The organism is Janthinobacterium sp. SUN176 (assembly GCF_030587335.1).
Taxonomy (GTDB): domain Bacteria; phylum Pseudomonadota; class Gammaproteobacteria; order Burkholderiales; family Burkholderiaceae_D; genus Janthinobacterium; species Janthinobacterium kumbetense.
The window spans coordinates 1,738,186-1,758,927 of sequence record NZ_JAPWIA010000001.1 but is presented as its reverse complement, the minus strand read 5'-3'; the positions used below and the strand labels follow the sequence as shown (position 1 = coordinate 1,758,927).

The window sequence follows — 20,742 nt, the reverse complement described above, 5'->3', positions numbered from 1 at the left end:
GGTGCGCCGGAAACCGGGCAACTTGATAATGCTCAATCGTGTATTCACAATCGCAGATCGATCCAGTCGTCAGTTTCCGCAACACCCAGGGTGAGGCGGTGCGCGGCACGATTTTCAACTTGCAGCGCAATTCGCTGGTCATGGAAATCTATAATCCATACTCGATTGTGCAGGTCAGCGAGGTGCTCAATGACGTGACGGTGCGCATGGGGGCGAAAAATGCCTACGTGGGCAAGGCCGTCGTCATCAGCAGCGTCAACACGGGCCTGACCGCCATCGTTTCCGTGACCCTGATCGACGAGTGGCGCGAGCTGAGCGACGTGGTGGTGGTCAAGGGCGCCGTGCAGAAAGAGTCCAGCGCCTTTGTCGCCGGCTGGGGCGAGCGTTTCCGCATCCGCCGCGATTACCAGATCGTCGTCAACGAAATGCGCGCCTTCCTGTCGGAAGTGTCGCGCTGGGTCGAGCAAGTCGACTTGTCCGACTCGCTGCCCAAGGAAAACGGCCGGCTGCGCCCCGATATCTTCGACGAGCTGGCCTTGCCGCTGATGGAGCAAACCCAGCTGTACCTGCGCCAGCTCGAAGTGGAAGCCTCGCTCGTCGAGGAAGAGCGGGCGCCCGCGCACCGCGCCTTCGCTCAAGCGGCGCTGCATCCCTTGATCCTGCGCGCGCCGTTCGTCTTCCGCACGTTTACCAAGCCGCTCGGTTACGCGGGCGATTACCAGATGGTCAACCAGCTGCTGGACGACCCGCGCCAGGGGCCGAGCACGTACTTTCAGATCGTCAATGCGGCCTTCCTGCAGGCGGCTGTCGCCACGGCGCACCGCAACCGCATCGATATTTTGACGGAATTCCTGTCGCAGAAGGCGGCCGCGGCGCGCGCTGCCGGGCGCGTGTATAAAGTGCTCAACGTGGGCTGCGGCCCGGCCATCGAGGTGCAGCGCTTCCTGGAAACGTGCCCGGACGCGCAGTGGCTGGCCTTCGAACTGGTCGACTTCAGCAGCGAGACCCTGGACTGGACGCGCGCGCGCCTGACCACCATCATGCAGCGCACGGGGCGCGTGGTCGAGATCGATTATGTGCACGATTCCGTGCACAACTTGCTCAAGCGCCGCCATGGCGCCGGTATCACGGGCTTGCCCGGCAGTTTCGACGCCGTGTATTGCGCCGGCCTGTTCGACTATCTGTCCGACAAGGTGTGCGCGCGCCTGCTGATGCATTTCGCCTCGCGCGTGGGGCCGGGCGGACGTTTGCTCGTCACCAATGTGCACGCGAACAACCCCGGCAAGTTCGGCATGGAGCATTTGCTGGAATGGCATTTGATCTATCGCAATGAAGAGGGCCTGTCGGCCTTGCTGCCCGAGCACGCGACGGACCCGCTGATCTATGTCGATGCCACGGGCGTGAATGTGTTTGCGGAAGTGAGCATCCCTTGATGGATACGCCAGGCCTGCACGCCGGCTACACGGCCGTTTTGCGCGACTTCCGCCTGGAATTCAGCCGCGGCGGGGCGTACACGGGCATCGTGCTGATCCTGCTGGGCATGGGCCTCGATTCGGCCCTGTATCCGGACAAGCAGTCGGCGTTCACCACTGCGCGCATCCTCGTGTCCGTGCTGATCTTCTGCGTCGTGCTGGCCATGCGCACGCGCTGGGCGCAGGACCGCATCCAGGGCTTGACCTTTGTCTGGCTGATCTTGCCGCAAATCATGATCGCCTGGATGATCGCCGTCACGGAGGGCGCCACCTCGATCTATTACGTGGGCATGACCCTGGCCATCTATTCGTCGGGCATCGTGCTGGCCTTCGGCTTGTGGCAGAATATGGTTTTCGGCGCCATCTCCTGCCTGCTGTATGTGGGCGCCTGTGCCTGGCATGCGGGCGGCTTCGACCTGGCGGGTACGTTTGTCGTCAACTGTTTGTTCCTTATTATGTCGGCCAGCATCAGTGCCGTGTTTACCTATTTCAATGAGCGCGCCCGCTTCATGCTGTTCCAGCTGAAGGCGGAAGTGGCGCAAAAGAACACGCAGCTGGAAGAAACCAACAAAAGTCTGGCCGATATCAAGGGGCAGATGCTGCAGCAGGAGAAAATGGCTGCCATCGGCACCCTGGCCGCCGGCATGCTGCATGAAGTCAATAACCCCGTGAATTTCTGCATGATGGCCATCGAGGTGGCCATTGAAGATCCGGCCGCCAAGCAAAGCGCGCTCGTCAGCGAATGCCTGGCCGACGCCAAGCAGGGCATGCTGCGCGTGCAGCACATCGTGTCCGACTTGAAGACCTTTGCCTACCGCAAGAGCGGCAACCAGCTGGAAACGGGACACTTCCAGTTCCGCAGCGCGCTCGACGCGGCCATCCGCCTGGTGGGCCATGAAACGAAGAATGTCAGCATCAGCCACGACTTGCCGGTCGACACCCTGGTGCGCGGCGACGAAGCGGCCATCGTGGGCGTGCTGATCAACTTGCTGGGCAATGCCGTGCTGTCCATGCGCAAGGGCAATGCGCCGCCGTTCGAGATCCGCATCACGGCCCACTGGGACGAGAACCGCCTGCGCATCAGCGTGCGCGACAACGGTCCCGGCATCGCCCCGGAAAACCTGGCGCGCGTGTTCGAGCCGTTCTTTACCACGCGCGAAGTGGGGCAAGGCCTGGGCCTGGGCCTGAGCATCAGCTATGGCGTGATCGAGCGCCACGGCGGCACCCTCACGGCCGAAAGCGAGCTGGGCGCGTGGGCCAGCATGAATTTCGACTTGCAGCGCTCCGATTGGGAGGGCCGTTAGCATGGATAACGATAGCCGCGCCAGCGTGCTGTACGTGGACGACGAAGCGCTCGCCTGCAAGTATTTCGAACGCGCCGCCGGGGCCCGCTACCGCGTGCTGACGGCGCTCAGCGTCGATGCGGCGCTCGCCTTGCTGGCAGACGAGGCCGGACAGATCGACGTGCTCGTCACCGATTACCGCATGCCGGACCGCCTGGGCAGCGAATTGCTGCAGGAAGTGGCGCAGCGCTATCCGCACATCGTCTGCATGCTCGTCACCGCGTATGCGGACAAGGATGTGCTGCTCGAACTGATCAACGGCGGCGCGGTGTTCCGCCTGCTGGAAAAACCGCTCGACCTGGCCGCCATGCAAACGGCGCTGCAACTGGCCGTGCAGACGGGACGCGAGCGCGCCGCGCGCCGCCAGGGCCTGGTGGCGATGGAAGAATCGCTGGCGTTTCTGGCGCATGAATTGAACACGCCGCTGGCGGCCATCGCCAATTTTGCGCGCGGCATCGCCCGGCGCGCGCAGGCGGAGGCCGCGCCGCAGGCCGAGATCGGCGAAGCGGCCGCCTTGATGCACGACAATGCGCGCTATTGCCTGTCGGTGCTGGCCAGCTTTGTCGACACGGTGCGCCTGGCAAGCGCCGGGCCCGGCATGCAGGGCGGACGCCGCGCCGGCAGCGCGCGCCAGCTGCTGACCACCTTGCTCGACAGCTATCCCTTGAGCACGGCCCAGCGCGCCGCCATCACGGTGGACGTGGGCGACGATTTTTCCATTGCCGAGTCGCCCAATTGCGTCGCGCTGATCCTGTCGTCCGTGCTGGCGAATGCCTTGCGCTCGGCCGGTGAGCAGGCTCATCCTGCGATCGGCATCCGCATCGACGCCGGCCGCATCAAGGTGCGCGACAATGGCGCCGGCATCGCCCCCGAGATAGTCGAACAGCTGTTGATCGACCCCGTCAGTGCCAACGGCGACGAAGGCAAGGGCTGGGGCATGGTGTTTTGCCACCGCATGATGCAGTCGTTCGGCGGCAACCTCGACATCGCCACCGAGTTTGGCACTTCCACCACGGTAACCCTGAATTTTCCAGTACATATAAGGAACGAGCATGATTGACGCCAATCTGCGTTTACCGGCTCAGCGTGAGCCGGCGCAAGGCTTGCCGACGATACTCTATGTCGATGATGAGGCCAACGCCCTCAAATACTTCCAGCGCGCCATCGCGCCGCTGGCCGACGTGCTGACGGCGACCTCGGTCGAGGAGGGCAAGCGCATCCTCGACGAGCAGGCCGACCGCATCGCCGTGCTGGTGTCGGACCAGCGCATGCCGGGCGCCTATGGCAACGAGCTGCTGTCGTACGCCTGGGACCGCCATCCGCACATCGTGCGCATCCTGACCACCGCGTATTCCGAGCTCGAACACACGGTGGAAGCCGTCAACCAGGGGCAGATCCACCGCTACATCCAGAAGCCGTGGGATATCGCGGCCCTGCGCATGGAACTCAAGCAGGCGCTGGAACTGGCGCGGCTGCGCAACGAACACGCCCAATTGCTGCGCGAAAAGCTGATGGTGCGCCAGCGGCAAGCCGTCGCCAACCGCATCGGCAGCCTGTACGCCCTGTGCGCCAGCCTGGCCGGTCCGGAGCAGCAGCTGCCCGTGGAAGCGTATTTGTCGGCGGCCCTGACGGCCGGCGTCACGCCGCCCGAGCCGGACTGGCTGTTGATGGATTATGCCGACCTGGTCAGTTCGGAAGCCTTCCGCGGCACGGCCTTTGCCGCCGCCGTGCGCCAGCAGCTCGACACGCTCGAGCGCGAGCATCCGGGGCGCGGCGTGGAACAGGCGATCGACATGCTGCTGCCCGTGTTCGGCGCGGCGCTGCAAAACCAGGGCGGCACGGCACTGTTCCTCGATGGCCGCCTGCTGACGGAATTCCTGGAAACGCCCACCACCACGCCCGTCTCGGCGATTCACTCGTTCTGGCTGGCCAGCTTGCTGTGGCTGGCGCGGCGCGGCTGGTCCTTGCAGCTGAGTAAAACGGAAATGGGCTTGCAGGGCAAGGTGGTGCAGGCTGAACCGGCGCTCACGCCGGATCACCTGGCGGCCTGGATCGAGCAGTTCTGAGCTGGCTGCCCCGCAAGGGGCGGCGCCAATGACAACAGGGCCGCGCGGCCCTGTTTTTCATCGCGACGGGGAAGGCTTAGCGCTCCGCCGCCGCCTTCAGGTTGTTCAAGCCCTTCTCGAAATCCTTGCCGATCATGGTATCCATGCTGACGAAGACCGTCATGACCTTGCTCACGTAAGGGCTGGGACCCGTCATGGTCCAGTTCACCTTGGTGCTGTCGCCTTCTTGTGTCATGGCAAACGTGGTGGTGTTGTGGCTTTCGAACGGCTTGAGGAAGTCCAGCTTGATGACGGTGCGTTCGGGCTGGGCCGCTTCCGTGATTTCCATGCGGCCGGCGCCCACCTTGTCATTGCCCGTCCACGCATATTGCGCGCCCAGGCCATTGGCGGGGCCCGTAAACGTGCGGCGCATGGCCGGATCGAGCTTTTCCCACGGCGACCAGGCGGCCCAGTAGTGGAAGTCCGTGATCAGGGCGGCGATTTTCTCGGGCGGTGCCTTGATGGTGATTTCGCGCTGGACACTGAAAGTGTCGGGTTTGGTGGTGGCATAGCCGAGGATGGCGGCGACGACGACAACGATCAGCAGCAGGGTTTTTTTGATCATATGCTCTCCAAATCTTGAATGGTCGATGCGAACGAATCAAGGCAATCTTAGCAGATATGAATGGCTGTGCGCGGCCTGTTGGCCTTTATTTGCGCCAGCTCTGCACAGGGCCGCCCGCACGCCCGCCTGCACGCCCGTTCGCCGCCGCGCACGCCAGGTTGGTGCGGGTTTGTGGCGAGGGCCGCCGTCCGCTAGAATGCTGGCCTGCAAAGATTTCAGAGGGAAATATGTTTCAACGATCGATCGCCAGGCTGACCCTGGCGTGCGGCTTGCTGGCTTCCGCCTTTGCCGCGAACCTGGCGCATGCCGATGCCTGTCCCGCCCACTACGTCGATGGCCGCAAGCCGGAAATCACCAACCCCAAGCTGGACGTGGCGACCAGGGAGCTGTGCTACAACGTGTTTGGCGTGATGCATTCGGGGATTACGCGCACGCCCCTGTGGTCGGCTGAACACTTGACGGCGAACAACCTCGAAGCGGCGCAGGACTTGTCGCGCGAAAATTCCTTCCACGCCGAACGCAAGCTGCCCGCCGCCCAGCGCGCCGAGCTGGCCGATTATGCGCGCAGCGGCTTCGACCGTGGCCACATGGCGCCGAACGGCGACATGCCGGACCGCCAGAGCCAGCGCGACAGCTTTACCCTGGCCAACATGGTGCCGCAGGATGCGCGCAACAACCGCTATGTGTGGGCCGGCATCGAGGGCGCCGTGCGCAAGATGGCGAAGAAAGAGGGCGACCTGTACGTGATCACGGGGCCGGCTTTCATTGGCGGCAACCTGCGCAAGGTGGGAAGAGTGATTGTGCCCAGCCATCTGTACAAGGCCGTGTACAGCCCGCGCCAGCGCGCCGGCGCCGCCTACTTCATTGAAAACGTCGATACCAAGGCGTATGAAGTGCTGAGCATTGCGCAACTGGAAGACAGGATAGGCATCGATCTGTTACCGTCGCTGACGCGCCAGCAAAAGTTGCGCATGCTGAGTTTGCCCAAGATCAATAGCAAGTCGAAAAAATAATCCCTTTGAGAGGAAATCCCATGTGCGCAAAGAAATTCGTCCCGTACGCCAATGAAAGCGATGTGCTGGAGATCGGCAGCCTGAGCATCGAAAACAGGATCGACCGCATCAGTATCAGCGGCGACATCGACCTGACCCTGGACAAGCCGGGCCTGGCGCTGGCGAAACAGTTGCAAAAACTGCTGGGCGACGTGGTGGCGCAACTGGAAAAGCAGGAATTGCCCGACCAGCTGCCGCCGCCCGAAGTGACGTCGGTGGCCAATCCCTTCGAGTGACGCTGGCGGGGAGGTCTACGGCGCCGCCTTGGCGGCGCGATAGTAGCCTTTCCTGTTGATCTCTTCCGGCGCGTTCGCCACTTCATACGCGGTCAAGGCGATGGCGATGGCCGAGTATTGCTGCGCCGCGCTGAAAGGCTGCACGTTGTCGTAGGTGTCGAGCACCGTGTGATGCACGCGCGCATAGTCGAAGTCGCCGAGCACGGTAAATTTCGGCGTCGGCACGCCATGCAGGCTGAAGACGGCGTCATCGCTGCCTGCCCGCGCGCTCATCGCCTTGCTGGCGTCGCGCGGCACGTCATTGATGCTGGCGGCGAAGCCGAACACGGGATGGATGTCTTGCAGGGCCAGCTCGACCCGACCAAACACGCTCTTCCAGGCCGAGGGAATGGCGATGCCGTCGATGGCGCCGGGCCGCCCGTCGCGGTTGAGCATCATCACGATATGCTCCAATTGCCCCGCATGCCGCTCGGCGAACGCGAACGATCCCTTGCGGCCGATTTCCTCCGCGCCGAATGCCACCAGCATGATGGTGCGGCGCGGTTTCGCCCCGGAGAGCGCCAAGAGGCGCATCGCTTCCAGCATCGTGGCCACGCCGCCGCCATTGTCGGCCGCGCCCGTGCCGCCGTCATAGCTGTCGAGGTGGGCGCCGATCAGCACGATTTCCTCCGGCTTTTGCGTGCCCGGAATGCGGGCGACGACGTTGTGATACGTCACCGGGCCCGGATAGAACCAGTTGCGGACGTCAAACTCCAGGGTGACGGCTTCGCCGCGCGCCAGGCGCTGGCGGATGTCGGCGTACTGTGGCGCGGCCAGCTTGATGTCGGGCAAGGTCGGCAGGGCTGCCCACGCGGCGGGCGCGGCGCTGGCGGCATACAGCGGTTCTTCGCCGGACTGGATGGTGCCGAGGGCGCCCGCCTGCATCAGCACGCGGGTGATGGCCCTGGGCTGGTGGATGGTGCTGCCATCGCGCCCGCCGCCCCCGTTTTCACCGCCGATCAGCACCCATTTGCCCTTGAATTGCGCGGCGCGCGCCTGCGCCTCTTCCAGGGTGGCCGGTCCCATCATGGCCAGGCCCTGCTGCACGCCGCGCGTGCCGGCCGAATAGGCGGGCGTCGCCAGGCGCAGCGGCTGTTTCTCGGGCGCCAGCATCTTGCCCGACCACGGGCCGCGGTTGAAGCCGACGGGCATCTGGCCCGCTTCTTCCAGCTCCGCTTGCACGCCCCATTGCCGCAGCTGCATGCGCGCCCATTGCGCCGCATGCGTGTAGGCGTCGCTGCCGGCCATGCGGCCGCCGAAGCGGTTGCTGAGGATGTCGAGCCAGTCCATCGCGCGCGGCTCGCCGGTACCCAGCGCCACGATCCGGCGCGCCGTGGCGTCGCTGGATGGCGACGTGGCGGCGTCGATGCCGGCATTTCTGCCGGACAGTGTGGCGAGGAAGGCGGGCAGCCTGTCTTGCCGGCGCGCCGCCAGCGCCGCATCCAGCTTCGCGGAACGGTTCAGCTTATCCTGGCGCAACAGGGTTTCGTAGGCGCGCAGCACGCCCTGCATGGCCGCCAGGTCGCTGGCGCTCTGCTGCCCAGCCTGCTCCGGGTGTTCGATCTGGAAGGCCATCGCGCTGGCCAGGTATTGAAAGACCGTTGCCTCGCGGATGGCCGGCCGGCTGGCGATGGAGAGCCAGCTTTCCAGCGCGCTGGCCGGTAAGGTGAAGTCGGGAATCGCTTCTATCCATGCGCCCAGCCAGGCGCCGTCGCGCTGTTGCACGGCCAGGGGAGCGCGCTGCGCCTCGTTCGCCATCTGCACCACGCGCGCGCGCTCGGCCGGCGTGGAAGGGCCGCGCGCGGCGCCGCTTGCCGCCGTCGCCAGCGCTGCGGCCGGCAGGGCGGGCGCCACATAGCGTTCCTTGAGCCGCGTGCCGGTCACGGGCTTGGGTTCGTTCTCATCGGTTTCGACCAGGCGCTCGCCGCTCAGCACGTTGCCCTTGGCTTGCAGGGTCCAGCGTATCGTCACGTCGGTGCTGATCTCCTTGCCGTTGCGCCCCATGCTGACGCGCTTGCCGCCATGCCGGAAGACGGCGCCGGCGGGGCCGGCCGTGCCGTCGACCGTGCGGGGCGGCGTGAGCTGGCCCCCTTCGTCGAGCCACGCGATCGTCGCGCGCAAGCCGCCTTGCTCTTCGCTGATGTCGAGGATGCCCGTGTCGATCAGGTCGACCTCGACGCCATTCGTCGTGGTTGTGCCCGTCGCCGTCTGGAATTGCCACTGTCCGGCGAGGGCCGGCGCTTGCGCGTACAGGGCGCCCGGCAGCGCGGCAGCGGCGAGGAAGCAGGTGGCGTAAAGGTGGGGATGGAACAGGTGCATGGTTGTCCTTGTCATGGTTTTCACTCGGGAAGAGTCGAAAAACAGTATGGGGATAACCAGATTGCCAAGATGCTACTTTCCGACCAAGGCCGGGATTTGCGGAATGAAGGCGGGTTTGGCCGCGCCGAATGCCAGACCAACCCCATCCGGCAAGCTGCATCGGACGAGGTTGATCTGGCACAAACTTACTTGGCGAAGGCCTGCGCCGCCGGCGTGACGGTGACGGCGGCTGGCTTGATGTCCAGCTTCATCGCGCCGATGACCTTGTCTTCATCGAGCAGGGCCTGCGGCTTGTTGCCGTCGTACTTGATGGGCGAAAACGCGTCGCTGACGAGCTTATCCTTCAAGCCTGCCGCATCCTTGGCGACGATGACCACGGACAGGTTCTTCGCCGACAGGTGCTGCTGGATGGCGCGGTTGACGTCGGCCAGCGTCAGTTTCGACAAGCCATCACGCATCAGCTTGGTAAATTCCGGCGTGCCATACCATTGCGAATCGAGCGCATAACCGAGTTGCTGGTCCTGCGTCGACGTCATGACGAAGACGTTCTTCATCAGGTAGTCGCGCGTGGTGGCGAAATCGTCCTGCGTCAAGCCGTTGTCGACCAGCTTGCCCAGTTCCGTCAGGGCCACGCGCAGGGCGAAATGGGCGTTGTCCGGTGCCACGGGGCGGATCCAGATTTCGAACAGCTGCGCCTTGCGGCCCAGGTTCGGGTTCGGGAAGAACTGGTACATGCCGCGCGGGAAGGCTTCGATGTACGCGTAATCGCCATAGTTCATGCCGCGGATTTCACGGATGCGCTGGTACAGGTAGGAATTCGAGGCGCGGTGCTCGCCCAGCCACGTCTTCGCCAGCCACAGGGCGGGGAAGTCCGGGTGCGTGCGCGTCACGTCCAGCGGCAAGCCGAAGGAAATGGCCGTGGCGCGCGTGTTTTTCTCGATGATTTCCACTTCCAGACCCTGCGCCTTGCGGCCCGCGGGTTTCACGGTGGCGGGCAAGCCCGGGCCGGCCGGCAAGCTTGCCAGCGCCTGCGTCAGCGAGGACGTCATGGCATCCGACACCTCGCCGGAAATGCCGACCTTGACGGCGCCTTGCGCATACGCGCTCTTCCAGAACTGTTTCACGTCGTCCAGGGTGATGGCGTCGATGCCGGCGACCGTGCCCAGCACGGGGTGGCCGTACGGCGTGCCCGCATACACATTCGTTTGCAGGCGTTCCTTGGCGAATTCCTCTTCGTTATTGTCCTTCAGGTCCAGCAGCAGCGCGTTCTTTTGCGCATCCTTCAGGCGGCGGAAGTCGTCTTCGCGGAAACCGGGCGAGAGCAGCAGCGGCAGGGCGATGGCGTTGAACTGGGTCCAGTTATCCCGGTGGATGGAACCCGTAAACGTCGTCATTTCCTTGTCCGTCTGCTGGCTGAAACTGCCGGCCAGCGGGAACAGGGCCTGGTTGACTTCGTCGATCTTGCGCTCGGACGAACCACCGGACGCCACCATGGACGCCGTCAGCGCGGCCAGGCCTTCCTTGCCTTGCGGGTCTTGCGCGGAACCTGCCGTAAACAGCAGTTTGTAGCGGATTTGCGGCAGCGCCGACTTTTGCACCAGCACGTCGAACTTCGCGGTCGGGGCGGCCGGCAGCAGGCTGGCCAATGTCGGCGTGGCGGCGATGGCGGCGGCCATCGGCTGGTGCGACAGGGTCGTCACCACCAGACCCTCGTCCGTCAGGTATTTGCGCGCGGCCGCCTGCAGGTCGGCCGGCGTGAGCGTATCGATCAGGCGGTAGTACTGGTTGATGGTGGCGTAGGAACGGTCGAAATGCACGAAGGACGCCAGGGTGCCGGCGATCTGTTCCGTGTTGTCGAGCGAGCGGATCAAGCCGTATTTTTCCGCCGACTTGGCGTCCGCCAGGTCTTTCTCGCTGACGGGCGTGTCGCGCAGCTGCGCCACGGTGGCCAGGATGGCGTCGCGCACATAGACGGCGTCGTCGATGTTTTTCACGCGCGCGCCCAGCACGGCCAGGGTCGGGTCGACCCGGTCCGGCGTCATGTCGAACAACTGGTCGACCTTTTGCTCGTTTTGCACCAGGCGTTTATACAGGGGCGAGGTGCGGCCGAACGACAGCGACAGCAGGGTCGCCAGCGCCGCCTGGTCCTTGTCCTTCACGGAAAATGCGGGCGCGTGGAAGCCCACGGCCACCCACGGCAGGGTCGGAGTGGGCCAGGCCACATGCTTGTAGACGGGGCCGCGCGGCTTTGGTTCCACGGGCACGGCCGCCTGCTGCTTGCCGCGCTGCCAGTTGCTCCAGTATTTTTTCACCAGCGCGATCGCTTGCTGCGGTTCCACGTCGCCGGCGATGATGATGGTGGTGCGCTCGGGACGGTACCAGCGGTCGAAGAAGAGCTTCGAATACGCGTACTGGTTCGGCATGTCTTCGATGTCCTGGATAAAACCCATCGTCGTGTGCTTGTAGGTATGCGTCGTGTAGGCGCTGTCGCGCATCACTTCGAACAGTTTCGACACGGGATTGGCGCTGTTCTTGTTGTATTCGCCCAGCACGGCACGCGATTCCGTCTTGAACGCGTCTTCCGCATAGTCGAGGTGCTGGAAGCGGTCCGCTTCCACCTTCAGCACGGTTTCCAGGTCTTGCTTGGCAAACGTCGTGTGGTAATTGGTCAAGTCGTCGCTCGTATACGCGTTCTGGCGCGCGCCGGCGCGGGTGATGACTTCCTGGTATTTCTCGGGCGGATACGCCTTGGTGCCGCGGAACATCATGTGTTCGAAGAAGTGGGCGAAGCCGGACTTGCCCGGCTCGACTTCATTGCGCGAACCCGTCTGCACGGGAATCTGCAGCGAGACCAGGTTGGGGAAGCCGGTCGGCACGATGATGATTTTCAAGCCGTTGGGCAAGGTCTTTTCCGTTGCCTTGAACGGCAGCAGATCGGCCTTGCTGGCCGCGGCGCTGTGGGCGGCGGCCGGTTTGACGGGCGCGGCGCCCAGGTTCGACGAGGCCATGGCCGACAGGGCCAGGGCGAAAGCGGGTAATAAAGCGGGCATGATTCTTGACACGGGGGCTCCTTCTTTTTTGGATGTTATGAAAGTGCAACGCCGCAGCATAGAATATTCGTGCCGCCCTGCATAGGGGCTAACAGTCGGGCCGCAGGATGCGCGCCGTCAAGTGGGCGAGGAAGTCGCGTTTGGTGGGCAGGAACATGCGGATGTACACGGTGTCGTGCGCGCGGTCATGGTGGTAGATGACGCGGATCTCTTCGCACAGGCGTTGCCGCACATCCATGCCGACTTCGTGGGCGGCTTCGACGGGCGTACCGCTGTCGGGGAAGGTCTTGAGATCGGCAAATAATTGCCGGAAAGCTGCGATGAACTGCGCGTACGCTGCCGCCGTGTGGCGCGCCTTGAAGTCGCTGCGCAGTTCATTGAAATCGGCTTGCGCGCTTTTCAGCACGACGATGCGCGCCATGTCAGTCCTGATCGAGGCTGGCCAGGAAGTCTTCTTCGGACACCACGTCGCCGCGCGCGATGTCCTGGTTGCCCATGGCGATCAGTTTCATGAATGCATGCTGCTCCTGCATCTGCCGCGCTTGCCGCTTGCCTTCCTGATACGCGTGCATGGACAGCACGACCATCTTCGCTTCGCCATTTTGCGTGATGATGATGGGCTCGTCCTGGCCCGCGTCGAAGCTGTTGACGATGTCCGTCGTATTGGCCTTGAGATAGGAAATCGGCTTGATGCGTTCCTTGAGGTCCATGGCGGCTCCGAATGCGAAAAACTGTGATAGGACTAAATATACACCAAATTTGGTCGTGCTTCCCTGTTGCCTACGTGAGCGTCGTTTCCGGCAGGCTGATGCGGTTACGGCCCAGGTGCTTGGCGCGGTACAGGGCGCAGTCGGCCGTGTGGATCAGCTGTCCCAGTTCCGTGCCGGGGCCGGGCAGGGCCGTGGCGGCGCCGATGCTGACGGTGACGCAGGCGCCGTCGGGACGCTTGCGCGGCAGTTGCAGCCGTTCCACGCGCTGGCGGATGCGTTCGGCCACGATGGCCGCGCCCTTGAGCGACTGGTTTGGCAGGATGACGGCAAATTCTTCGCCGCCATAGCGGGCCACCAGGTCGTTCGTGCGCATTTCGCTGGCCACGGCGCCGGCCACCTTGCGCAGGCACAGGTCGCCGCCCTGGTGGCCGTGGCTGTCGTTGTATTCCTTGAAATTGTCGACGTCGACCATCAGCAGCGACAGGGGCTGGCCCTGCCGCTGGGCACGTTGCCACTCGGCCAGGATGGTGTCGTCGAAGCAGCGCCGGTTTGCCAGGCCCGTCAGGCCGTCGCGCGTGGCCAGGCGTTCCAGTTCCACGTGCGCGCGTTTTTCATCCGTCATGTCGCGCAGGGTTTCGACCACGGCGATCAGCTCGTCGTGATTGCCATAGATGGGACTGGCATCGACGGCCAGGTAGCGCCGCCGTCCCGTGCGCGGCATGTCGCACCAGTTTTCCGCGCACAGATTGCCGCCCGTGCTGCTGCGGTATTGCTGCTGGGCGTGCAGCGCGCGCATGTCGCCGCCGCGCCCGGCCAGCAGCAGGTCGGCCAGGGTGGGGCGCTCGTCGTTGTAGAAGCAGCGGCCCGGCTCGCGCGTGCGCAGCACTTCGGCCGCCGGCACGCCCGTCAGCTGCTCGCAGGCGCGGTTCCAGATCATGACCTGGCCATGCACGTCGAGGACAAAGGTGGGCACCACCAGCAATTCCATCATCTTGACGGCGAAACCCTGGGCTTCATCGCAGGGCGATGCGCTGGCATGAGCATGGCTATCCGGCATGTAAGCATCCTTCTTGGGGTGAATGGGGCTGGCTCGTTGGCCATGATGCAGCGCAGCGGGGCGGAAGGTGTTGATATTGAGCAATATTTATGGCGCCACGATCAGTCGTGCAGCAGGGGCGCCTCCTCGCAGGCGGCCAGCGGCAGGGACAGGCGCAAGGTGGTGCCGGCGCCGCTGCGGCTTTCGATGTGCAGGCTGCCGCCGGCGGCGGCTACGCGCTCATGCATGCCAGACAGGCCGCAACCGAGGCGCGGCGGCAAGCCCGACAGCCCGACGCCGTCATCGCTGATGCGGCATGCCAGGGTGGCTCCCGCTTGCTGCAGGCTCAGCTGGACATGCGTGGCGCGCGCATGGCGGGCGATGTTCGCCAGCGCTTCCTGCAGCACGTGATACAGCAGGGGGCCGTGCGCGCTGCCGGCGGCGGCGTCGAGCCGGTAGTCGCAGCTGCAAGCGATGCCCGTGGTGCGCTTGAAATCGGCCAGCAAGCCGTCGCACGCCGCTTGCAGGCCCGCGTCGAGGGCGGGCGGGCGCAGGTCGTGGATGACGCAGCGCAGCGCCGCGATGCTGAGGTCGATATTGCGCGCCATCATGTCCAGTTGGCGCGCCAGCAAGGGGGCGGCGTCGTGCGTGCTTGTCTGCAGCATGGCCAGGTCGATTTTCAGGGTCAGCAGATGCTGGCCCAGGTCGTCGTGGATGTCGCGCCCGATGCGCAGGCGTTCCTGCGCGCGCGCCTTGTGTTGTTCGCCGGCCAGGCGCGCCTGTTCCGCCTCCGCGCGCAACTGCTCCAGTGCCTGCAGGCGCAGCGCCAGGCGGTGCTGGCGCCACAGCAGCAACGCCAGCGCGCCGAGCAGGACGGCGCAGGCCAGCATCAAGGGGAAGGGCGTGCCGGCCGGCTGCATCGACCCGGCGGCATGGCTGGCGTGCAGGGCCGCGAGTGCGGCCGCCGCCAGGCAAGCCAGAATACTCAGGCGGTACGGCGGGCGTAGCCAGCGTTGCGGCATGTCCATGCTCCCTTAATGTTTTCCATCAGGCAATGTTCTTACAGAAAATATATTAACTTGGGATCATTTACATTGTCTAAACGCAAAAGCCGCGCAGTTATGCCTGCCCATGTCGATTTCCGGCCCCGGATGCCGCAGCGGCAGGCGGCGGGCACGGCATTTGCACGGGAAGTGTCGCGGCGGCATATAATAGAGGGTTGTCAATCGGCTTTTGCGGTAACGGCGCCACGCGCCAGCCCCGATGCGTTCGCCCTGCGCGATGACGCCAGCCAGCTCTTAGGAAATACAGTGACTTATAGCATCAAAGAGATTTTTTATACCCTGCAGGGCGAAGGTGCGCACGCGGGCCGTCCGGCCGTGTTTTGCCGCTTTTCCGGCTGCAACCTGTGGACGGGCCGCGAAAGCGACCGCGCCACGGCCGTGTGCCAGTTCTGCGATACGGATTTCGTCGGCACGGACGGCGAACTGGGCGGCAAGTTCAAGACGCCGCAGGAATTGGCCGCGCTGATCGACAGCCTGTGGCCCGCCAGCTACGCGCCCAGCAAATACGTGGTGTTTACGGGCGGCGAACCGCTGCTGCAACTGGACACGGCCCTGATCGACGCCATGCACGCGGTCGGCTTTACCATCGCCATCGAAACCAATGGCACCTTGCCCGTGCCGGCCGGCGTGGACTGGATCTGCGTCAGCCCGAAGATGGGTTCCACCCTGGTGGTGCACAAAGGCAATGAAATCAAGGTGGTCATCCCCCAGTTCCAGCAAGACCTGGCCGCCTACGAACAACTGGACTTCGAGAACTTCTTCGTGCAGGCGATGGACGGCCCCCTGGCCGCGCACAACATGAAGCTGGCCATCGAAACATGCAAAAGCAACCCGAAGTGGAAGCTGAGCCTGCAAACCCATAAACTCCTGCAAATCCCTTAAAACAAATAATATGCTGACTATCACACGCAAGCTCGAATTCGACGCGGGCCACCGCATTCCCGACCACAAAAGCCAGTGCCGCAACCTGCACGGCCACCGCTACACGGTGGAAATCACCCTGGTCGGCAAGGTCATCGAAGCGGAAGGCAATTCCGACAATGGCATGATCATGGACTTTTCCGACGTGAAAACCCTGGCCAAGCAGCACCTGGTCGATGTGTGGGACCACGCCTTCCTCGTCTACGAAAAAGATACGGCCGTGCGCGACTTCCTGGCCAGCCTGCCCGACCATAAAACCGTCGTCATCGACCGCATCCCGACCGTGGAAAACCTGGCGCGCATCGCCTTCGAGATCCTGAAAGCCGCATTTACCGACCATTTCGGCACGGGCTTGCACCTGCATAAGCTGGTGTTGCATGAAACGCCGAATTGCTGGGCAGAAGTGACCGATGACTGAAACGCACGCTAGCGCGCAGGACGCGCGCTACATGCAGCTGGCCCTGGAACAGGCCCAGCACGCATGGGACCTGGGCGAAGTGCCCGTCGGCGCCGTCGTCGTCAAGGATGGGGTAGTCATCGCCGTCGGCTACAACCAGCCCATCGGCCGCCACGACCCCACGGCGCATGCGGAAGTCATGGCCTTGCGCGCGGCCGCCGAAAAACTGGGCAACTACCGCTTGCCCGGCTGCGAGCTGTACGTGACCCTGGAGCCGTGCGTGATGTGCTCGGGCGCCATGCTGCATGCGCGCCTGGCGCGCGTCGTGTACGGCGCGGGCGACCCGAAGACGGGCGCCTGCGGTTCCGTGCTGAACCTGTTCGAGCAGCCGGCGCTGAACCACCAGACGGCCATCGCTGGCGGCGTGCTGGCCGACGAGTGCGGCGCTTTCCTCAAGCGTTTCTTTGCCGAGCGCCGCCGCGCGCAGGCGGAAGCGCGCAAGCTGGCCCATCCTCCGACCTGATTCTGGCCCAGTCAGGGCATGGTCGCCATGGCCTTGTCCCGCGCGTCAGCCATGCCAGCTACCCCGGCTGGCATTTTTCATAACTGTTGCGAAATAACATCTGTCTAGACCACTTTGTCATTCTCAAATGAGAATGATTCGTGTTACAGTATTGTTTTCGCCAGCAAACTTTCCTTATGTATCGTTAACACTTTCGTTATCGATCCGGGTTCAAGAGCCAGCCTTTACTCTTCCACCGGATCATCATGACTACTGTGCCTACGCAGCGCCTCGCTGCACCCGTCGTATCCCCAGCTCACCTGCCTGTCCGCCGCCATAACCTGGTGCTGCGCGCCGCTTTGCTGGGCCTGTTCGCCGCGCCGCTGCTGCCCGTGGCCGCGCAAAACGCCGCCATCAATGCAGGCACGGCCGTGCAGGAACCGGCCAAGCTGCCTGTCTTCCCGGAAATCGTCGTGAACGCCAAACAGGATTACGAGCGCCGCGCGGGCACCAAGACGGTGATCCGCAGCGACGACCTGGAGCGCCGCAACGTGACGGACATGGCCGGCGTCGTGCGCTATCAGCCGCTGATCAGCACGTCAATGGCGGCCTCGGGCGGCGGCGGCATGTGGGATGGCGCGGGCAATACCGGTTACAACATCCGCGGCCTGGAAGGCAACCGGGTCAGCCTGGAACTCGACGGCATTTCCCTGCCCGACGCGGCACCCAAGCCGGACAGCACTAACATGAACGCCTTCGGCATGGGCCGCGATTATTTTGATCCAGAAACTTTCCGCGAAGTGCGCATCGATTCGGGCACGACGGCCGTCAGCGGCGCCAATCCCGGCCTGGGCGGCGGCGTGGCCTTCATCACCAAGTCGCCCGAAGATTACCTGGGCGAAGGGGTGGACCATTACGTGGCGTATAAATACGGCCGCGCCACGGTGGACCGCAGCAATGCGCACACCCTGACGGGCGCCGCCAAGATCGGCGCCAATCTGCAAGGCCTGGCCGTGTACGTGCACCGCGATGGCGAGCAGCTGGACAGCCGCGGCAGCGCCACCGTCAACCCGGATGACTGGCATTCGAACGCCTTGCTGTCGAAGCTGGTGTGGGCCTTGCCGGGCGAACAAAAGCTGGACTTGACGGTCGACATGTTCGAACGCAAGAACAAGCGCGACCTCAACAATAAAGTCAGCGCCATGTACCCGGACGGCGTGCAGCAGGATTCCACCACCAAGCGCACCCGCGTCAGCCTGGGCCACGAGGTGGTGCTGAAGGATTTCGCCCTGTTCGACCGCCTGACCTCGAAAGTCTACCTGCAGAATGCGAAGATCGAGGACAAGAGCAAAGGCCGCTATGTCTACCGCGGCAACTTCCAGCGCGCCATCGACACCAGCTTCAAGAATGACAGCATCGGCCTGACCTCGGAAGCGTTCAAGCAGCTCAACGCCGACAACGCGCTGCTGTACGGCGTGCAGCTGGAACAGGTCAAATCGCGCCGGCCCTGGATGGAAGACCGCACCCTCATCGCCACGGGCGAGCACCAGATCACGCGCAAGAACCGCATGGCCGACATGGATGTCACCAAGCTGGCCCTGTACGTGCGCGACGACCTCAGTTTCGACCTGGGCGGCAAGAAAGCCGTGCTGACGCCGGGCCTGCGTGCCGACTACCGCAAGCTGGAGCCGAAAAACCTGCAGAACTACCTGATCGGCGTGCCGAATGCGGCCAAGGAAGTGCGCAAGGAGAGCGATTCCTACTTCACGCCGAGCCTGAGCCTGTCCGTGGAAGTGCTGCCGCAAATGCAAGCCTACGCCACGTTCACGCGCGGCACGCGCCTGCCGACGGCGATCGAACGCACGGGCACCTATGATTCCATCAGCTATACGGGCACGGGGAATGGCTATGCCGTGCTGGGCAATCCGAATCTGGGCAAGGAAACCAGCAAGGCGTATGAACTGGGGCTGAAAGGCGACGTGACCAGGGGCTTGAGCATGCAGGCGTCCGTCTACCAGACGGAGTACAAGAACATGATCGAGTACGTGGCGCAAGAGCTGGATCCGGTGAATTACCCGACCCTCACCCTGGGCCTGTTCCGTCCGGAAAACATCGGCAATGCGCGCACCTGGGGCGCCGAGCTGAGCCTGCGCGCGGAGCTGGGAACCTGGTTGCCGGCCATGCAGGGCTACCGCGTCGACCTGGCCACGGGCGTGGCCAAGGGCCGCTCCTTCAATACCCTGACGGGCGAGAGCGGTGGCCTGGCCTCGGTGGCGCCGGCCAAGACGGCGCTGACCTTCGGCTATGACCATACGAACAAGTTGTTCGGCCTGGAACTGACGGCGCTGCATGCCGGCGAGAAACAGGCGCCGAACGATTTGCTGATGGGCGGGACCGCGCCGCTCTTCAAGGTGCCGTCGTACACCATCTTCGACCTGTCGACCTACTGGAACGTGCACAAGAACGCCAAGATCATCGTCGGCGTGTACAACTTGACGGATCGCAAGTACTGGGATTACGCCGCCGCGCGCAGCCTGGCCGCCGGCACCACGGCTGCCAGCCGCCTGGAGATCGAGCGCTACGCCAAGCCGGGCCGCAACGTCGCCGCCAGCCTCAGCGTCAACTATTGATTTTTACCGGGGAGGGGTGCTTGCCCCTCTTTTTTTCCATGTTTGATTGAATGGTCTCTCTATGAAGTTATCCAAACTCGTTCTATCCCTGCTAGGCAGCCTGCTGATCGCAAACGCATACGCGGCCCCAGCCACTTTGGCGGAACGCTGGTCCACCTTGCGCACGGAGCAGCCGAAGCTGCAGATCCGCGACGCGGCGCGCGCGCTGGGTGTATCCGAAGCGCAATTGCTGGCAACCAACATCGGCAAGGGCGTCACGCGCCTGCAGGCCGACGGCAACCAGCCGCGCGAAATCATGCGCGCCGCGCTGGACCTGGGCATCGTGCAAGCGATCACGCGCAATGAAAACGGCGTCATCGAAACGACGGGCGTCGCCAGCAAATTCAAGCAGGCGGGCGACAAGTCCGAGCAGGCCGACGCCAAGGACCCGGAAACGGAAGCGCGCCAGCGCAATATCGCGGGCGGTTACCTGGGCGGCCAGATCGACCTGCGTTTCCACTTTGAAAACTGGAAATACGCATTTGCGGTAGAACAAGCAGGCCGCGATGGCAAGCCGACGCGCAGCCTGCAATTCTTTGACGCCAACGGCACGGCCGTGCACAAGATCTACCTGCGCAACGAGCCGGGCGTGGCCGTCTACGATAAATTGGTGGCGACCTTCCGCATGCCCCAGCAAAGCGCGGAGCTGAACGTGCTGGCCGTGGCGCCGAAAGCGGCGGAAAAGCCGGATGCCGAGATCGACGTCAAGGAATTCCAGCTGGCCTGGAAAGACATGACGGACGTGCACCAGTTTGCGCAAATCATGCGCGAATTCCACCTGTCGCGCGAACAGGCCCTGCGCCTGGCGCCGGCCGGCGTGGTCGAGCGCGTGACGCCAGCGGCGCTGCGCACCCTGCTGGAAAACGCGGCCAAGGACAAGGTCGCCATCATGGTGTTCCTGGGCAATGAAGGCTTGACGCAGATCTACAGCGGCAAGATCGGGAAAACCATGGCCGCCGGCGGCTTCTTCAACGTGCTGGACCCGGACTTCAACCTGCACATCCGCGACACGGCCCTGCGCAGCGGCTGGATCGTCAAGCGCGGCGGCGTCACTTCCGTCGAGTTCTTCGACAACGACGGCACGCAAGTGGTCTCCTTCTTCGGCGTGCGCGAGCGCGGCAAACCGCAGCCGCAAAGCTGGGTGGACCTGGCCGATTCCTTGCCTAAGGCCAAGTAAGCAGTAGCGATGATTCTGCACGGTTGCCGCGCGCCGTACCGGCGCGGCAACACTTCAGCTTGTGTACCGCGTGCCGGTCTCATGT

18 protein-coding genes are annotated in these 20,742 nt (G+C 63.9%); 11 read left to right on the top strand and 7 right to left on the bottom strand.

The window, feature by feature from the left end; all coding sequences use genetic code 11:
• Positions 1–38: 38 nt before the first annotated feature.
• Genes O3299_RS07970 through O3299_RS07955 form a run of 4 tightly spaced genes read left to right on the top strand, consistent with a single transcriptional unit; the run spans position 39 to position 4,881 of the window.
• Complete coding sequence (locus O3299_RS07970; RefSeq protein ID WP_099667840.1) at positions 39–1,433, top strand: class I SAM-dependent methyltransferase; 1,395 nt, start codon at positions 39–41, stop codon at positions 1,431–1,433.
• Positions 1,433–2,776 carry a sensor histidine kinase gene (locus tag O3299_RS07965; protein WP_289904845.1) on the top strand — a complete coding sequence of 448 codons (1,344 nt, stop codon included), beginning with the start codon at positions 1,433–1,435 and terminating at the stop codon, positions 2,774–2,776. The genes O3299_RS07970 and O3299_RS07965 overlap by 1 nt, the downstream gene beginning before the upstream one ends.
• 1 nt (position 2,777) lies before the next feature.
• Positions 2,778–3,875: a hybrid sensor histidine kinase/response regulator gene (locus O3299_RS07960; RefSeq protein WP_305061992.1), complete on the top strand. Its 1,098-nt coding sequence runs from the start codon at positions 2,778–2,780 to the stop codon at positions 3,873–3,875.
• Positions 3,868–4,881, top strand: coding sequence for a response regulator (locus O3299_RS07955; RefSeq protein ID WP_251348576.1), 1,014 nt, complete (start codon positions 3,868–3,870; stop codon positions 4,879–4,881). The genes O3299_RS07960 and O3299_RS07955 overlap by 8 nt, the downstream gene beginning before the upstream one ends.
• A 76-nt stretch (positions 4,882–4,957) precedes the next feature.
• Here the strand turns inward: O3299_RS07955 and O3299_RS07950 are convergent, their stop codons facing one another.
• Complete coding sequence (locus tag O3299_RS07950; protein WP_077404908.1) at positions 4,958–5,485, bottom strand: SRPBCC family protein; 528 nt, start codon at positions 5,483–5,485, stop codon at positions 4,958–4,960.
• Between the two features lie 227 nt (positions 5,486–5,712).
• Between O3299_RS07950 and O3299_RS07945 the strand changes: the two genes are divergently transcribed.
• Positions 5,713–6,498: a DNA/RNA non-specific endonuclease gene (locus O3299_RS07945; RefSeq protein WP_099667845.1), complete on the top strand. Its 786-nt coding sequence runs from the start codon at positions 5,713–5,715 to the stop codon at positions 6,496–6,498.
• 20 nt (positions 6,499–6,518) lie between these two features.
• Positions 6,519–6,773, top strand: coding sequence for a hypothetical protein (locus tag O3299_RS07940; protein WP_251348577.1), 255 nt, complete (start codon positions 6,519–6,521; stop codon positions 6,771–6,773).
• Positions 6,774–6,788: 15 nt separating this feature from the next.
• Here the strand turns inward: O3299_RS07940 and O3299_RS07935 are convergent, their stop codons facing one another.
• From O3299_RS07935 to O3299_RS07910, 6 genes are all read right to left on the bottom strand, one after another.
• Positions 6,789–9,146, bottom strand: a complete 2,358-nt coding sequence (locus O3299_RS07935; protein WP_305061991.1) for a M28 family metallopeptidase — start codon at positions 9,144–9,146, stop codon at positions 6,789–6,791.
• 170 nt (positions 9,147–9,316) lie between these two features.
• Complete coding sequence (locus O3299_RS07930; RefSeq protein ID WP_305061990.1) at positions 9,317–12,181, bottom strand: pitrilysin family protein; 2,865 nt, start codon at positions 12,179–12,181, stop codon at positions 9,317–9,319.
• A gap of 88 nt (positions 12,182–12,269) precedes the next feature.
• On the bottom strand, positions 12,270–12,602 hold the full coding sequence (locus O3299_RS07925; RefSeq protein WP_305061989.1) for a type II toxin-antitoxin system RelE/ParE family toxin: 333 nt from the start codon (positions 12,600–12,602) through the stop codon (positions 12,270–12,272).
• Between the two features lies 1 nt (position 12,603).
• Positions 12,604–12,891: a type II toxin-antitoxin system Phd/YefM family antitoxin gene (locus tag O3299_RS07920; protein WP_289904851.1), complete on the bottom strand. Its 288-nt coding sequence runs from the start codon at positions 12,889–12,891 to the stop codon at positions 12,604–12,606.
• A gap of 70 nt (positions 12,892–12,961) precedes the next feature.
• A complete protein-coding gene (locus tag O3299_RS07915) occupies positions 12,962–13,948 on the bottom strand; it encodes a diguanylate cyclase (protein WP_099667847.1) in 987 nt (328 codons plus the stop codon).
• Between the two features lie 101 nt (positions 13,949–14,049).
• Complete coding sequence (locus O3299_RS07910; protein ID WP_305061988.1) at positions 14,050–14,949, bottom strand: sensor histidine kinase; 900 nt, start codon at positions 14,947–14,949, stop codon at positions 14,050–14,052.
• Positions 14,950–15,237: 288 nt separating this feature from the next.
• On the opposite strand from O3299_RS07910, the gene queE reads away from it, so the two are divergent.
• From queE to O3299_RS07885, 5 genes are all read left to right on the top strand, one after another.
• A complete protein-coding gene (gene queE / locus O3299_RS07905; RefSeq protein WP_034785949.1) occupies positions 15,238–15,873 on the top strand; it encodes a 7-carboxy-7-deazaguanine synthase in 636 nt (211 codons plus the stop codon).
• 10 nt (positions 15,874–15,883) lie between these two features.
• Positions 15,884–16,330 (top strand): 6-carboxytetrahydropterin synthase QueD, encoded by a 447-nt coding sequence (queD, locus tag O3299_RS07900; RefSeq protein WP_035819191.1) that lies wholly within the window; start codon positions 15,884–15,886, stop codon positions 16,328–16,330.
• The gene (gene tadA / locus O3299_RS07895) at positions 16,323–16,832 is read left to right on the top strand and encodes a tRNA adenosine(34) deaminase TadA (RefSeq protein ID WP_289914641.1); all 510 of its coding nucleotides are present in this window, start codon (positions 16,323–16,325) and stop codon (positions 16,830–16,832) included. Before queD ends, tadA begins: the two co-directional genes overlap by 8 nt.
• A gap of 245 nt (positions 16,833–17,077) precedes the next feature.
• The gene (locus O3299_RS07890) at positions 17,078–19,441 is read left to right on the top strand and encodes a TonB-dependent hemoglobin/transferrin/lactoferrin family receptor (protein WP_305061987.1); all 2,364 of its coding nucleotides are present in this window, start codon (positions 17,078–17,080) and stop codon (positions 19,439–19,441) included.
• Positions 19,442–19,502: 61 nt separating this feature from the next.
• A complete protein-coding gene (locus O3299_RS07885; protein WP_305061986.1) occupies positions 19,503–20,657 on the top strand; it encodes a hemin-degrading factor in 1,155 nt (384 codons plus the stop codon).
• Positions 20,658–20,742: the final 85 nt, after the last annotated feature.